The organism is Vibrio sp. 10N.261.52.C2, assembly GCF_041471425.1.
Lineage (GTDB): Bacteria > Pseudomonadota > Gammaproteobacteria > Enterobacterales > Vibrionaceae > Vibrio > Vibrio crassostreae_C.
In genome coordinates, this window is the sequence record NZ_JBFROH010000019.1 from 76740 (window position 1) to 89792 (window position 13053).

The following is a 13053-nucleotide window of genomic DNA, read 5'->3' on the forward strand; positions in this document are numbered from 1 at the left end:
GGACAGTTATCAATTTAAGGTAATTATCAATAGGGAAAGCTAATCACCGATTGGGAACATCAAGTTCACTCTCAGCCCCCCACCTTCTCTATTCTCAGCAGTTACATGTCCATTCATCACACCCATCGCTTCTTTAACAATCGCAAGGCCCAGACCGTAGCCACCAGACCGTTTGTCTCTTGCTGATTCAATACGAGTAAACGGGTCGAATATACCTGCAATCTTGTTATCAGGAATACCGTCACCGTCATCTTCTACAGATATTACACTGTAACGTCTATCCATTACCTGTTCGTATGTCGTCACGACCACATGAGCGTTCTCACCCGCGTATTTAATGGCATTCCCGACCAAGTTACCAATGACTCGAAGCAGTAGCCTCTCATCAACGTTCACCATTGATATCGGCGTCTCTAGGGAACCAATCAAAGTTTGATTCGGTTTTAAATCGTTTTGCATCTGCGCGATCAACATTGAACAATAGTGCTCAAGGTGCATTAAACTTAACTTGGAGTCATAGCGAGAGGTTTCTAAGCGGCTAAATTCAAGTATCTCACCCACCAGCTTATTCATCTCTTCTGTTTCATTTTCCATTCGTTCTAGCAAACCAATGCTTTTATCATCAACCTTGCTGCGCAGCAGGTGTAGTGCGAGGTTTTGCCTTGCTAATGGTGTTCTTAACTCGTGTGAGACATCACGAATCAAACAACGTTGCTTTTCAGCCAGAGATTTAATCTCAAAGGTCATATAATCAAAATCGTGTGCAAGCTCGTTGAATTCACGCGTGGTGGAGTTCAACTCCGACACCACACTGACCGTGAAGTCACCTTGAGCCAGTCTGCGGCTCGCTTCTCTCAATCTATCCAACGGTTGCTGAAGGCTTTTGGCCATGATAATCGAGAACAGATACAATACGACCAATGCAATCAATGCTTTAAGCATATAGGAATATGGCGCAAAAGATTTTGCGGGATGAAACTGGTGCGGTAGTTGGATAACCAGTGTTTTACCGTTATCCAGTGGTAGGCCGAAGATCGGCTTACTCACTCGATCACTAAGTTGGTGATCTAACGTTCTTAAGTATTTGAGCTTAAATTCAAAATGTGGGTGCATGTGACGATGTGTGATCGGACGATTGTCTTTATCAATGACGAACAGATAATACTGCTGAGCATTACCCCAGTCCGCGAGTTCATCCATGTCCCCTTCTTCGATCAACACATTCGCTTGGTAAGCAAGGTCGAGCATTTCCGCTTTTACCGATTCTGGGACTTTAAGCAGCGCTTTCATCAAGGCTCTTTCAGCGACACCTTGCAGGATCAAAATACTCACCAAAATGACGGTCAGGTAACTGAACAGTTGGAAAGTGAGTCCGTCTTTACGCTTAGCAATAAAATCAGGGCAACGCAGCAGTTTTTTACTCATGCTCCGACCGACTCTAGGTAACTGTAACCTTTACCACGAACGGTTTTTATATGTTGTTTAGACAAACCTGCCTGAACGAGCTTTCTACGTATATTGCTGATATGCATATCTAAATTACGATCGAAGGGACACAATTCTTTCTTGAGTACATGGATTTGCAGATCAGACTTTGAGACGACAATACCGTCATTTTTGACCAAATAATCAAGCAAGTCTTTTTCAGTGCCAGTTAATGGCAAACGAGAGAGTTGTTCACACAAGCCGTGATTAGAGGAAGCTAAAGATTGTCTTTGGCGTTCAAAACCCACTCGGCGCAAGATCACCTTAATACGGGTTAAGAGTTCAGGAACATTGAAAGGTTTAGCGATGTACTGGTCGGCGCCTGCTTGGTAGCCATCGAGCATTGAGGCATCGTCGTTAAGCGCGGTTAGCATAAGAATGGGAGTAGCAAAACGCTGACAAATACGTCTTGCTACTTGAATGCCGCTTAGGTTCGGAAGCATTACATCGAGTAGAACCAAATCGACAGGGTGAGATTGAATAAACTCAAGCGCGGATTCACCGCAATGAACAGTATCAACGTGATACCCCTCATTTTCTAACACTTCACCCAGTAATTCACACAACTGAATATCATCATCAACAACTAAAACGCGAGACATTACACATACCGATAAATAAGAACTGTTTGCATTCTAATTATCGTTATTATTGATTTCAATTATAAAGTGCCCGATTTCCTCTATAGAAGAAAATCTTTTTCAATCGGTACAAATTTTGATGCAGAATCGATAAGATTTTGAGCAGTTAACCCGGGAACACCATACACTTCAACAGGCTTGCCAAAGCGCTCTTTGATTCGCTCTACAAGGATTTCGAAATCACCGTCTCCTGATACCAAAACAATCGTATCAACCGTCTCAGCAAGTTCTATCGCGTCTAACGCAATACCCACATCCCAATCGCCTTTTGCACTGCCATCTCGACGCTGAATAAACGGCTTTAACTTCACATTAAAGCCCACACCACGAAGGATATGATGAAATTGACGCTGCTTTGGATCTTGGCTTGAGATTGCGTAAGCATTAGCTGCAATAACGTTACGCCCTTCCGTGGCAACATACCAAAACTGGTTATAGTCGAAGTTAGAACGGTATTTGTCGCGCGTCGTGTAGTAAACGTTCTGAACGTCGACCAAAATTGCTATGTTTTCCATAAATTCATACCTTTAGATTTTCCGTATACCCTATTCTATTCAATTGTAAAATGCGAGTCGCTTTACTCAATAAAAATGAACCTGCCAGCTATCGTTAACGTAAATCTAATATCTTTAGCGTAAAGCTAAGTGTCTTTACGTAATCCTAACTATGCTTATTGTAAGTGGATTTGTTTTGAGCGTTTCTTAGGTGGTTCTGATCTTCACCTTCTTCTTTACGTAGCGTTCAAATCGTACTCAGGCTTAGAGTTTTTAAAGGGAGGTTGGCAATGCTGCACCGACAAACACACAATTCGATCGTAAGCATCGACACAACCAAAGCGATGCAAACTTTAAATCAACCATCAAACTCTGGTAGCTGGTTTAGTTTGCTTAAACTACTGACCATCAGCACGGTAATAATCATGAGCTTAACCATCAATTCAGTACTCGCCTACCCCGTTTATTCTCACTCAAAGCCTTTGCCACACCGCAGTGTGATTTATTTCGCTCCAAAGGAAGATTCAATCGTTAAAGAGTTTCTGAATGAAGTGTTGCTCAATAACTGTCAATTGGACGAACGAGATGTCGTCATTATGGTTATTGCTGAGAGTGGTTACACAGTCCCAACTTGGTTAGAAGAAGAGTTTAACTTAGAAGCAGTCACCAGTATTTACGAGATCCCGAAAGGATCACATACCGCTGTTTTGATTGGTAAAGACGGGAAAGAGAAGCACCGATGGAGTGGCAAAACAGATTGGAAACAGATCACCAATATCATTGACGAAATGCCGATGCGCCAACAAGAAATGCAGCGACAAGGCAGCCGCTGCAGTATTTGATTCTTGATGGACTCAGTAGTGGCTTAGAGATCCAATTAGAAGGTCAAACGATCAAGCTTGTTTGTTAAACCAAGCAAGTTTTTCATGGAGCTGAGCCACGCTGCCTACAACAATCAGCGCTGGGCTCTTTGCGACGCTCGCAAGGTCAGCTAAATCACGTAACCCACCTCTAAACACCTTTTGTTCTTGGCGTGTACCGTTTTCGATGATCGCAACTGGCATGTCAGCTCGCATACCATTATCGAGTAGATTCTTCTGAATGTTCGGACTCTCTTTCAAGCCCATGTAAAACACGATGGTATGGTTGTGCTGAGCAAGAGATTGCCAGTCAATATCTTCGCCATCTTTCTTCAAGTGACCTGTAATAAACTGCACGCTTTGTGCATGATCACGGTGCGTCAACGGAATGCCCGCATAAGCCGTTGCTCCGGCAGCAGCTGTGATGCCCGGAATCACTTCAAATCTCACGTCATTCTCAGCTAACGTTTCACACTCTTCACCACCACGACCAAAGATAAACGAGTCACCACCTTTTAGACGCACTACGTGTTTGTTCTCTTGAGCTTTGGTCACTAATAGTTGGTTGATCTGATCTTGCGGTACGCAGTGATGATCGAGCTTTTTACCCACATACAGCATTTCCGCTTCTGGGTTAGCCATCGCCAAGATATCCTTTGATACCAAGCGGTCATAAACCAAAACGTCTGCTTGTTGAATCACTCGTGCCGCTTTTAACGTAAGTAAGTCTGGGTCGCCCGGACCCGCGCCTACTAATGAAACCAATCCTTTGGTTACTTCTTTAACATTCGATGACGATACTTCTGACATGCTGTGCTCCGAAGGTTTGCTTGTTTTATCTCAAGCTTCAATCTATGTGATAAGTCACTGTATTCATGATGACTTATCCAAATCCTTAACCCTTAGACTATCAGGTGTTGAATTAAATATTCAGTCTAAATACTAACGAAGATAGAAGTAATTATAACAAAACAGTCTATTGCGAGTAATTTGCGCAATGATATAAGGGCTTTCGAACTAAAAAAGCCCCAAACATGTTGTTGGGGCTCTTAATCTCATACTAAATTACGTTTCACCCTACTGAGGATTACTTAGCACCTAGAGAAGGAGCTGTTTTAGCATGAGTTAAGTATAGAGGAACACACGTCATTAATAGACCACCAACGATGTTACCTAGGATTGTTGGGATAAGGTTGAAGTTCAACCATGTCGCGATACCAAAATCAGCGCCAAGAATCATACCTAGTGGGAATAGGAACATGTTTACCACTGTGTGCTCAAAGACTAGTGCGAAGAAGATGAAGATTGGGAACCACATCATTGCTACACGGCCAGATACTGTACGTGCAGTCATGTTGCCAATCACACCTAGACATACCATAAGGTTACAGAAGATACCGCGTACGAAACACGTGATCCATCCGTCCATACCCATGTTTTCAAAACCTAGGCTACGACCTGTAGAAACAGCAATGAACTTTTGAGCAACAGCGTTTGGTTCTAGAGAGAAGTTACCCGTTAGTGATACTGCAACAAGGAAAGCAACAATCAAAGAACCGATAAGGTTACCAAGACCAACAATACCCCAACAACGTAGGATACGACCCCAAGTAATACCTGGGCGGTTGTCGAATTTCGCTAAAGGTGCAAGGCCGAATACGCCAGTTACTAGGTCATAACCCATTACACTTAGAATGACGAAGCCAACTGGGAACACAAGTGCGCCAACAAGGCCAATACCGGTTTGAACCATTGCTGTAATAGCAACAACAACCGCTAGAGAAAGGATGATACCAGCCATAGTGCTTCGAATCAGAAGATCGCGAGTACTTGTTTTCGTTTTCGCTTCACCCACATCAATCATCGTTTGAACAAATTCAGCTGGTTTGTAATCAGGAGACATAAGGTTGTCCTTAAAAAGTTTAAATTAAAAGTTAAAATTGGATAGGAAAAGGCTCTAGTTGCCGAGTTAAGGCAATATCGAGAACTAGAACCCTTGAACTATCAAATCTTACTCATCCGAAGATTAAGCAGAGATTTCTACAGCGCCTTTGGCAACACGAGCTTTGTACGCTTTCACGTTGAAGTTCTCGTCTTCCATGCACACACCTGTTGCTAGGTTAAAGCGTTGCTTCTTAAGTGGGCTTGCTACCCAAAGCTCTTCTTTGTGCTCAACAATCAAGCCACGTGATAACACGTTTGACTGGAAGTAAGGGTCTGTGTTGCTAATCGCGAATACTTCTTCAGCTTTCGTTGGGCGGAATACAGCTACTTGCTCACCACCAACCAACGCACAAACACCTGTACCTGGGATAATGTCTTCGATCTTACAAACTTTGGTAAATGCCATGATGTCGTCTCCCAATTAAACAGATTCTACGTGAATGATGTCGCCCTGATGCTTTGAAGTAATGGCTTCAGGGTGTTTCTCAGTGAATGTCGCAGGACGGTGTTGTTCACGACCATCTTCAACAAACACAACGTTATCATCGCGGTCATCAGCATTGATGAAGTGTGCAAAGCGCTTAAGTTGAGCTTCGTCGTTGATTGTATCTGTCCATTCACAAGCGAAGTTATCAACTAGGCCAGCAATGTCAGTTTCAAGTTGGTCATTGATACCAAGCTTGTTGTCTACAATCACTTCACGTAGGTAATCAACACCACTTTCTAGGTTGTCCATCCATACCGAAGTACGTTGTAGTGGCGCAGCCGTGCGGATATAGAACATCATGAAACGGTCGATGTACTTGATTAGCGTTTCTTGGTCTAGGTCGCTTGCCAGTAAGTCTGCGTGACGAGGTTTCATACCACCGTTACCACATACATACATGTTCCAACCTGCGTCAGTCGCAATAATACCTAAATCTTTACCTTGAGCTTCAGCACACTCACGAGTACAGCCAGACACACCAAACTTCATCTTATGAGGAGTACGGATGCCTTTGTAACGGTTCTCGATCATCACGCCTAGGCCAACTGAATCTTGAACGCCGTAACGACACCAAGTAGAACCTACACATGTTTTCGCCATACGAAGTGCTTTTGCGTAAGCTTGACCCGTTTCGTAACCTGCAGCGATTAACTTCTTCCAGATTGCTGGTAAGTCATCTTTCTGAGCACCAAATAGGCCGATACGTTGTGCACCTGTGATCTTGGTGTACAAGTTGTATTCAGCAGCAACATCAGCAAGAACGCTTAGTGCTTGAGGTGTTACTTCACCACCCGCCATACGAGGGATTACAGAGTAAGTACCGTCTTTTTGCATGTTACCTAGGAAGTTGTCGTTGGTATCGTGCAGCTTCACTAATTCAGGCTTAAGGATGTGTTCACCCCAGCAAGAAGCAAGGATAGAACCTGCTAGAGGCTTACATACTTCACAGCCGTAGCCTTTACCGTATTTCTCTAATAGCTCATCGAACGTTTTGATTTCTTCGATGCGAATTAGGTGGAAAAGCTCTTGGCGAGAGTATGCAAAGTGCTCACACACGTCGTTCTTCACTTCAACACCAGCTTTAGCAAGTTCAGCGTTTAGTACTGAAGTCACTAGTGGAATACAACCACCACAACCAGTACCTGCGCCTGTTACTGCTTTGATATCACCGATTGTGTGGTGACCTTCAGCAACCGCTTGAGCGATCTTGCCTTTAGTCACATCGAAACAAGAACAGATAACAGCAGACTCAGGAAGAGAATCCGCGCCAAGTGTTGGCTTTTCAGCACCAGCATGAGCAGGAAGAATCAATGCATCTGGGTGTTCTGGTAGGTCGATTTCGTTCAGCATAAGCTGTAGAAGATCACCGTAGTCAGACGTGTCACCAACCATTACTGCACCAAGCAGCTTCTTGTTGTCTTCAGAAACGATTAGACGCTTGTAAACTTCTTGTTCTTCGTTTTGGTAAACGTAGCTCTTACAGCCAGGAGTACGACCGTTCGCATCGCCGATAGAGCCTACTTTCACGCCCAAAAGCTTAAGCTTCGCAGACATGTCAGCACCTTCAAATGTGCTTTCGTTACCAACAACGTGGTCAACCGCTACCGTTGCCATTTTGTAACCAGGAGCCACTAGGCCGTAGAACGTTTGGTTCCAAGACGCACACTCACCGATTGCGTAGATGTCTTTGTCTGTCGTTTGACAGTGATCATTAATCTCGATACCGCCACGTGGTGCAATACCCAGCCCCATTTGACGAGCAAGTTTGTCTTGTGGGCGAATACCAGCAGAGAATACGATGAAATCAGTTTCTAGCTCTGTACCGTCTGCAAAGCGCATTACGTTACGAGCTTCAGTGCCTTCAGGAGCAATCTCAAGCGTGTTCTTACTTGTATGTACGTTAACGCCCATACGTTCGATTTTTTGACGAAGTTGGTTACCACCCGCTTGGTCAAGCTGCTCAGCCATTAGCTTTGGAGCAAACTCAACAACGTGCGTGGTTACACCAAGAGCTTTTAGTGCGCCTGCAGCTTCAAGACCAAGCAAACCACCACCAACAACCACACCAGATTTAGAATTCTTAGCGGTTGCTTCGATAGCTTTCAAGTCTTCGATTGTGCGGTAAACGAAACAGTCTTTACCTTCGTTACCTTTGATTGGCGGAACGAATGGGTATGAACCTGTAGCAAGGATTAGCTTGTCGTATTGAATTTCACGACCAGTACTTGAGTAAACTGTTTTCTTTTCACGGTTAACGTTAATAGCACGCTCACCGATCAGCATGTTGATGCCGTGTTTCTCGTAGAAGCCTTCTTTAACTAAAGAAAGTTCGTCCGCAGTATGGTGTGAAAAGTAAGAAGAAAGGTGTACACGATCATAGGCTACGCGAGGCTCTTCACAGAAGACTGTGATGTCCATGTTAGCAACGTCTGTCTTCTCGACTAAATCTTCGATATAGCGATGGCCGACCATCCCGTTACCGATTACGACTAGCTTCATCTTGCTCATAAGAATTCCTGAAGGTTATATATTTCTTAACTGAGCGAATAATGAATTATGAAAGAAAATGAAAATATGATGTAAATCAATTACGAAATCGAACTACCCTAAAGGGGTAGGACAAAAGAGGTAGATCTGCTGATTTATCATACGAAGCAAACTAATAACCGTAGGTTTAATAAGGTTTAGCGGGGTTTTATATACACTTTCGTGCAGTAGATAAGATGTTGTAAAGTTTCACAATAGGTTAGCAGTAACACAAGTAAATGACAATCATTTTCATTTGTGGTCATAATAAGTGTAATAACTCATGAAAGCGTTACAGGATCATGAGCAACTATGTATAAATATGAAGAATTTAATGACGCAAAAGACAGTCGCCCTTTTCCATTCCCCACTCATTCCACTCACAAACGGCGCAATTGGTTAACAGATGCTGTTGGTTGTTTAGCAAATGATAGGTTTACATAAGGAAAAGACCGGCACAAAAGTGATCTGATATAGCTTGTTCCTAGTGGTGCTACTGATTAGAGAGCATACGTGGAAGTTTGAACATAGCATGAGGGTTTAGAATTTCAGATAGCAAAAAGGCCAGCATTTCTGCTGGCCTTTCAACTTTGAATAGTGGAGGCGCCTCCCGGAGTCGAACCGAGGTCCACGGATTTGCAATCCGCTGCATAGCCACTCTGCCAAGGCGCCTTCAATAGTGTTTTAAGAGAACAACTCTTTTGATTAATACCAAGCGAGGTAATAATCAAATAGATGGTGCCCCGGGCCGGACTTGAACCGGCACAACGCGAACGTCGAGGGATTTTAAATCCCTTGTGTCTACCAATTCCACCACCAGGGCACGCAATTCTTTATTGCGATGCCGATTACTGAAAAGTAAAACACCATCTTAATGTCGAAATGAATCAACACTACAAAATTTGGAGCGATACATCGGGTTCGAACCGATGACCTCAACCTTGGCAAGGTTGCGCTCTACCAACTGAGCTAGTATCGCATTTTCATTCTTATTATCTCTTAACTTATCAAACTAAGAGAAAGAATGGAGGCGCCTCCCGGAGTCGAACCGAGGTCCACGGATTTGCAATCCGCTGCATAGCCACTCTGCCAAGGCGCCTTTAATAGTGATTTAAGAGAACAACTCTTTGTTCATCACTCTACTCAAAATGTAGAAGCTAGATAGATGGTGCCCCGGGCCGGACTTGAACCGGCACAGCGCGAACGCCGAGGGATTTTAAATCCCTTGTGTCTACCAATTCCACCACCAGGGCAACGCAATCTTGCGATGCCGATTACTGAAAAGTAAAAACACCATCTCTCAGCGACCTAAGCCGTGAGAACGAGGTGTACTTTAACGGAAGGAAAAAATTCGTCAACAATAAATTTTATCTTTTAATTCAAGTGATTAATTATCGAACTCAAAAGAATAAATTTAGTGCAGCTTGTACGGTTCTTATACTTGGATTTCTAATTTAAACGGACAAATCACTGACAACCATTGATTCAAATACCAATTGAATGCGGTGATTTTATTGTTTTAAACCAAGCAAATGGCGTTTTCATGTGCTTTTCACATTCAACGATTAGAGTTTGAAGTAACTCTTATTAAGAAGTAAACATGTGAAACCACTAAAACGATATCAATATGAGCGCTATGCCGTTCTTTGTAACCTCGCCTACCCTAGAGTTTTTAAGCAGACTCGCTATGGTTTTGACCCTAATGGACAACGCATCATCAAGAACCAGTTTGGTAAAACCATGATTAGAGTGTTGTGGAGTAGCGACAAAGATGAAGTGGTTGTGGTAATCAAAGGATCGCACAGTATCTCAGATTGGCTACTAACCTTTGCTCTATGGACAAGAAGCTGTAAGAGAATTGGGCTCAATTATCGTGTGCATGCGGGTTTCTACCATCTAATGTTTCAAGAGAGCCAGCCAAGTCGTAATGAAGATAAGCTTGGCTTAACCGTTATTGAGCGCTTGGAAGCCACGCTCACACCTCTCATCGAACAAGGAAAAAGAGTGTCTATTACTGGCCACTCTTCCGGAGGCGCTATCGGTTGTGTCTTCGCTGATTACTTTGATCAAAAGTACCCAGGCTGTATTAAACGAATAGTGACTTTTGGCCAACCCGCCATTGGTGATTGGAGCTTTCGAAAGCACTATCGCATGAGTAAGAAGACCTACCGAATTTGCTGTGACATCGACATCGTGACCTTCATGCCACCGGTTCCTTTGCTCTATTGGCATGTAGGTAAAGTGCTTTGGCTTTATAACAGACGAATCTATGAGAACACTCCTACATTAATCCGCCTTGGTCGCTCTATCTTTAGTTGGCTGATAAGACCTTTCTCTTACCACTTGATGAGCAAGTATATCCGTAACAAAGATTTCTTTGATAAGCATTGAAATGGGTACGTAGGAAGCTTTTAGCGGGGCCAGAAACGAAAAAACCAGTCACTAGGACTGGTTTTTTCTGAATTATGGAGGCGCCTCCCGGAGTCGAACCGAGGTCCACGGATTTGCAATCCGCTGCATAGCCACTCTGCCAAGGCGCCTTCAATAGTGTTTTAAGAGAACAACTCTTTTGATCAATACCAAGCGAGGTAATAATCAAATAGATGGTGCCCCGGGCCGGACTTGAACCGGCACAACGCGAACGTCGAGGGATTTTAAATCCCTTGTGTCTACCAATTCCACCACCAGGGCACGCAATTTTTATTGCGATGCCGATTACTGAAAAGTAAAACACCATCTTAATGTCAAAATGAATCAACACTACAAAATTTGGAGCGATACATCGGGTTCGAACCGATGACCTCAACCTTGGCAAGGTTGCGCTCTACCAACTGAGCTAGTATCGCATTTTCATTCTTAATATCTCTTAACTTATCAAGCTAAGAAAAAGAATGGAGGCGCCTCCCGGAGTCGAACCGAGGTCCACGGATTTGCAATCCGCTGCATAGCCACTCTGCCAAGGCGCCTTTTTAATTCAACACTTTAGGGACTTAAGTAAGCCGCACCGCTGTGTTCGGGTGCCTACTTTACGGATTGAGGGGAGATAGTCAAACAAAAAAGTGAATTTAAATTCCGTTTGCTGACATTTAAATCAAATTGCTGCATGTTCGATCTCTTTAATCAAAAAACACACAGCAAAATCGAGTTAAACAAGATGTTCTAGCGCTACCACTTCTTCATAAAACGACCGACAAGACTCGGATGATACGCCCAGCAGTGGTCAAACATAGTCATAAGTTGAGGGTTGCCATACTTAGAAAGACTAACCGCATGGAAACGGTTTTTGTGTTCTTTCAACTTTTCAACCTGAGCAATCATTTCGTCTGATTGTTTCGGCGCAATAAAGTCAGAAAGTACGATTAAATCGGCATTCTTGTATTTATCACCAGTCATTAGGTCAATCGACTTCATGAGAACAGGTTCCAAATCCGTACCGCCGTGGAATGAGTAACTTAAGAAGTCGCTCGCTTCACGTAGGCCATCTTGCCTTGTTAACTCATAGGTAATCTGCTCAGAAGAAAAAAGAATCACATAACAGTCTCTCTCTTCTGCAAGAGCAATTTGCATTAAGGCATAAGCCATTGCTTTAGCAGACTGCTCAGGGAAACCACTCATAGAACCCGAAGCGTCCACACAGACGATAAACGGGCCCTTTTCAATATCGATGTTCTTGCTATCTGGTTTTTGCGCCTTCACTTTGCGTAACGTGCGTGATTTACCTTGCGAGCGATAGCTCAGTAAACGCTTGTCGGCCAAGTGCTTGTAAAAGATAACCTCAAGTTCAGGATAAGCTAAGAACATGGTTTCGTTTGGCAGCATCTTGTTAAGGTCATCACTTTCATGAATCCCGACAATATCATCGACCGCTTCATCGCTTTTCTCTTCAACCATCTGCAATTCTTCTACAGGGGCTTTGTGTAGCGAAGGATCATCTTCCTCACCAGCCATACGGCCTAGCTTTTCAGCGATCTCTTGCAAGCCCTTGTGCTTATTCAAGAACTCGGCATGACGTTTCATGATGGTAAGGTCTGTTTTGCTTAATTTGGCAGAAGCCATGTCCCACAAGCGCCCTACACTGCCTTCATCACCCGACTCAGTCACTTTATCCATGTTTTTCATGGTTTCCATGCGCTGATAAAGATCGGCTAAGACTTTTTCTTTGCTTGTTTCAAGTTCAGTTACTTGAGCTTGTTTAATCGCATCAGAAAGTGATTGGTACCATTGGTCGCAAAAGTAGTGTGGAAACATCGCGTTATAAACACCCTTGTTGTTCTCCATAAGGCGTCGAGCTTGTAGATAAAACGCTGAGTGCCACTCGAGCTTTTTGATAACACTGTCTATCTCATCAAAGAACTGAGGTTCATCCCAGTAAATCACTTCTTGATAAAGGGCGATTTCCTCTTGGAATCGATCAGTTTCACACACCTTGGTGACGCGTTTTTTAACTTTACCGCGCCATTTAACTAAGTGGTTTTTCACTGATGTTTTCACACCTTTGCTCTCTGCAGCCATCATGACTTGAGAACGAGCGATGAGATCATTCATCGCGGTATCAATGATTCCGGAATCAGCTACCATCAAAGCGAGGTTTAAGCCGTCTGCTCCTAACATATGCT

The 13053-nt window shown here is 43.5% G+C and carries 10 protein-coding genes and 9 tRNA genes; 2 read left to right on the forward strand and 17 right to left on the reverse strand.

The window, feature by feature from the left end; all coding sequences use genetic code 11:
- Positions 1 to 39 precede the first annotated feature (39 nt).
- The 3 genes from AB4307_RS08205 to AB4307_RS08215 all read right to left on the reverse strand — a co-directional run bounded on the left by AB4307_RS08205 (position 40) and on the right by AB4307_RS08215 (position 2641).
- Positions 40 to 1425 carry a sensor histidine kinase gene (locus AB4307_RS08205; RefSeq protein WP_372131586.1) on the reverse strand — a complete coding sequence of 462 codons (1386 nt, stop codon included), beginning with the start codon at positions 1423 to 1425 and terminating at the stop codon, positions 40 to 42.
- The gene (locus AB4307_RS08210; RefSeq protein ID WP_017062555.1) at positions 1422 to 2087 is read right to left on the reverse strand and encodes a response regulator transcription factor; all 666 of its coding nucleotides are present in this window, start codon (positions 2085 to 2087) and stop codon (positions 1422 to 1424) included. The genes AB4307_RS08205 and AB4307_RS08210 overlap by 4 nt, the downstream gene beginning before the upstream one ends.
- 80 nt (positions 2088 to 2167) lie before the next feature.
- The gene (locus AB4307_RS08215; RefSeq protein WP_010429860.1) at positions 2168 to 2641 is read right to left on the reverse strand and encodes a LabA-like NYN domain-containing protein; all 474 of its coding nucleotides are present in this window, start codon (positions 2639 to 2641) and stop codon (positions 2168 to 2170) included.
- 323 nt (positions 2642 to 2964) lie between these two features.
- Here AB4307_RS08215 and AB4307_RS08220 point away from each other — a divergent pair, with 323 nt between their 5' ends.
- A complete protein-coding gene (locus AB4307_RS08220; protein WP_372104675.1) occupies positions 2965 to 3462 on the forward strand; it encodes a DUF4174 domain-containing protein in 498 nt (165 codons plus the stop codon).
- 51 nt (positions 3463 to 3513) lie between these two features.
- On the opposite strand, the gene cobA is transcribed toward AB4307_RS08220, so the two are convergent.
- From cobA to AB4307_RS08265, 9 genes are all read right to left on the reverse strand, one after another.
- A complete protein-coding gene (gene cobA / locus AB4307_RS08225; protein ID WP_372114559.1) occupies positions 3514 to 4290 on the reverse strand; it encodes a uroporphyrinogen-III C-methyltransferase in 777 nt (258 codons plus the stop codon).
- A gap of 277 nt (positions 4291 to 4567) precedes the next feature.
- Positions 4568 to 5383 (reverse strand): formate/nitrite transporter family protein, encoded by an 816-nt coding sequence (locus tag AB4307_RS08230; RefSeq protein WP_017062558.1) that lies wholly within the window; start codon positions 5381 to 5383, stop codon positions 4568 to 4570.
- Between the two features lie 123 nt (positions 5384 to 5506).
- A complete protein-coding gene (nirD, locus tag AB4307_RS08235) occupies positions 5507 to 5830 on the reverse strand; it encodes a nitrite reductase small subunit NirD (RefSeq protein ID WP_017069123.1) in 324 nt (107 codons plus the stop codon).
- 15 nt (positions 5831 to 5845) lie between these two features.
- On the reverse strand, positions 5846 to 8419 hold the full coding sequence (gene nirB / locus AB4307_RS08240) for a nitrite reductase large subunit NirB (protein ID WP_372131588.1): 2574 nt from the start codon (positions 8417 to 8419) through the stop codon (positions 5846 to 5848).
- A gap of 616 nt (positions 8420 to 9035) precedes the next feature.
- A tRNA-Cys gene (locus tag AB4307_RS08245) sits at positions 9036 to 9109 on the reverse strand.
- A 64-nt stretch (positions 9110 to 9173) separates the two neighbouring features.
- Positions 9174 to 9260 (reverse strand) — tRNA-Leu (locus tag AB4307_RS08250).
- An 80-nt stretch (positions 9261 to 9340) separates the two neighbouring features.
- Positions 9341 to 9416: transfer RNA gene (locus AB4307_RS08255), tRNA-Gly, on the reverse strand.
- A gap of 46 nt (positions 9417 to 9462) precedes the next feature.
- A tRNA-Cys gene (locus tag AB4307_RS08260) sits at positions 9463 to 9536 on the reverse strand.
- Positions 9537 to 9603: 67 nt separating this feature from the next.
- Positions 9604 to 9690, reverse strand: a tRNA-Leu gene (locus tag AB4307_RS08265).
- Between the two features lie 349 nt (positions 9691 to 10039).
- Between AB4307_RS08265 and AB4307_RS08270 the strand changes: the two genes are divergently transcribed.
- Positions 10040 to 10828, forward strand: coding sequence for a lipase family protein (locus AB4307_RS08270; RefSeq protein WP_372131590.1), 789 nt, complete (start codon positions 10040 to 10042; stop codon positions 10826 to 10828).
- Positions 10829 to 10903: 75 nt separating this feature from the next.
- On the opposite strand, the gene AB4307_RS08275 is transcribed toward AB4307_RS08270, so the two are convergent.
- The 5 genes from AB4307_RS08275 to viaA form a co-directional block, all read right to left on the reverse strand.
- Positions 10904 to 10977 (reverse strand) — tRNA-Cys (locus AB4307_RS08275).
- A gap of 64 nt (positions 10978 to 11041) precedes the next feature.
- Positions 11042 to 11128: transfer RNA gene (locus AB4307_RS08280), tRNA-Leu, on the reverse strand.
- A gap of 79 nt (positions 11129 to 11207) precedes the next feature.
- Positions 11208 to 11283, reverse strand: a tRNA-Gly gene (locus AB4307_RS08285).
- 46 nt (positions 11284 to 11329) lie between these two features.
- Positions 11330 to 11403: transfer RNA gene (locus tag AB4307_RS08290), tRNA-Cys, on the reverse strand.
- Positions 11404 to 11602: 199 nt separating this feature from the next.
- Entirely contained in the window at positions 11603 to 13048 is a 1446-nt protein-coding gene (viaA, locus tag AB4307_RS08295) for an ATPase RavA stimulator ViaA (RefSeq protein WP_372131592.1), read from the reverse strand.
- Positions 13049 to 13053: the final 5 nt, after the last annotated feature.

Coding starts and splice junctions, on each gene's coding strand:
- AB4307_RS08205 (WP_372131586.1), bottom strand. CDS start 1,425: ATGAGTAAAAAACTGCTGCGTTGCCCTGATTTTATTGCTAAGCGTAAA.
- AB4307_RS08210 (WP_017062555.1), bottom strand. CDS start 2,087: ATGTCTCGCGTTTTAGTTGTTGATGATGATATTCAGTTGTGTGAATTA.
- AB4307_RS08215 (WP_010429860.1), bottom strand. CDS start 2,641: ATGGAAAACATAGCAATTTTGGTCGACGTTCAGAACGTTTACTACACG.
- AB4307_RS08220 (WP_372104675.1), top strand. CDS start 2,965: ATGCAAACTTTAAATCAACCATCAAACTCTGGTAGCTGGTTTAGTTTG.
- cobA (WP_372114559.1), bottom strand. CDS start 4,290: ATGTCAGAAGTATCGTCATCGAATGTTAAAGAAGTAACCAAAGGATTG.
- AB4307_RS08230 (WP_017062558.1), bottom strand. CDS start 5,383: ATGTCTCCTGATTACAAACCAGCTGAATTTGTTCAAACGATGATTGAT.
- nirD (WP_017069123.1), bottom strand. CDS start 5,830: ATGGCATTTACCAAAGTTTGTAAGATCGAAGACATTATCCCAGGTACA.
- nirB (WP_372131588.1), bottom strand. CDS start 8,419: ATGAGCAAGATGAAGCTAGTCGTAATCGGTAACGGGATGGTCGGCCAT.
- viaA (WP_372131592.1), bottom strand. CDS start 13,048: ATGTTAGGAGCAGACGGCTTAAACCTCGCTTTGATGGTAGCTGATTCC.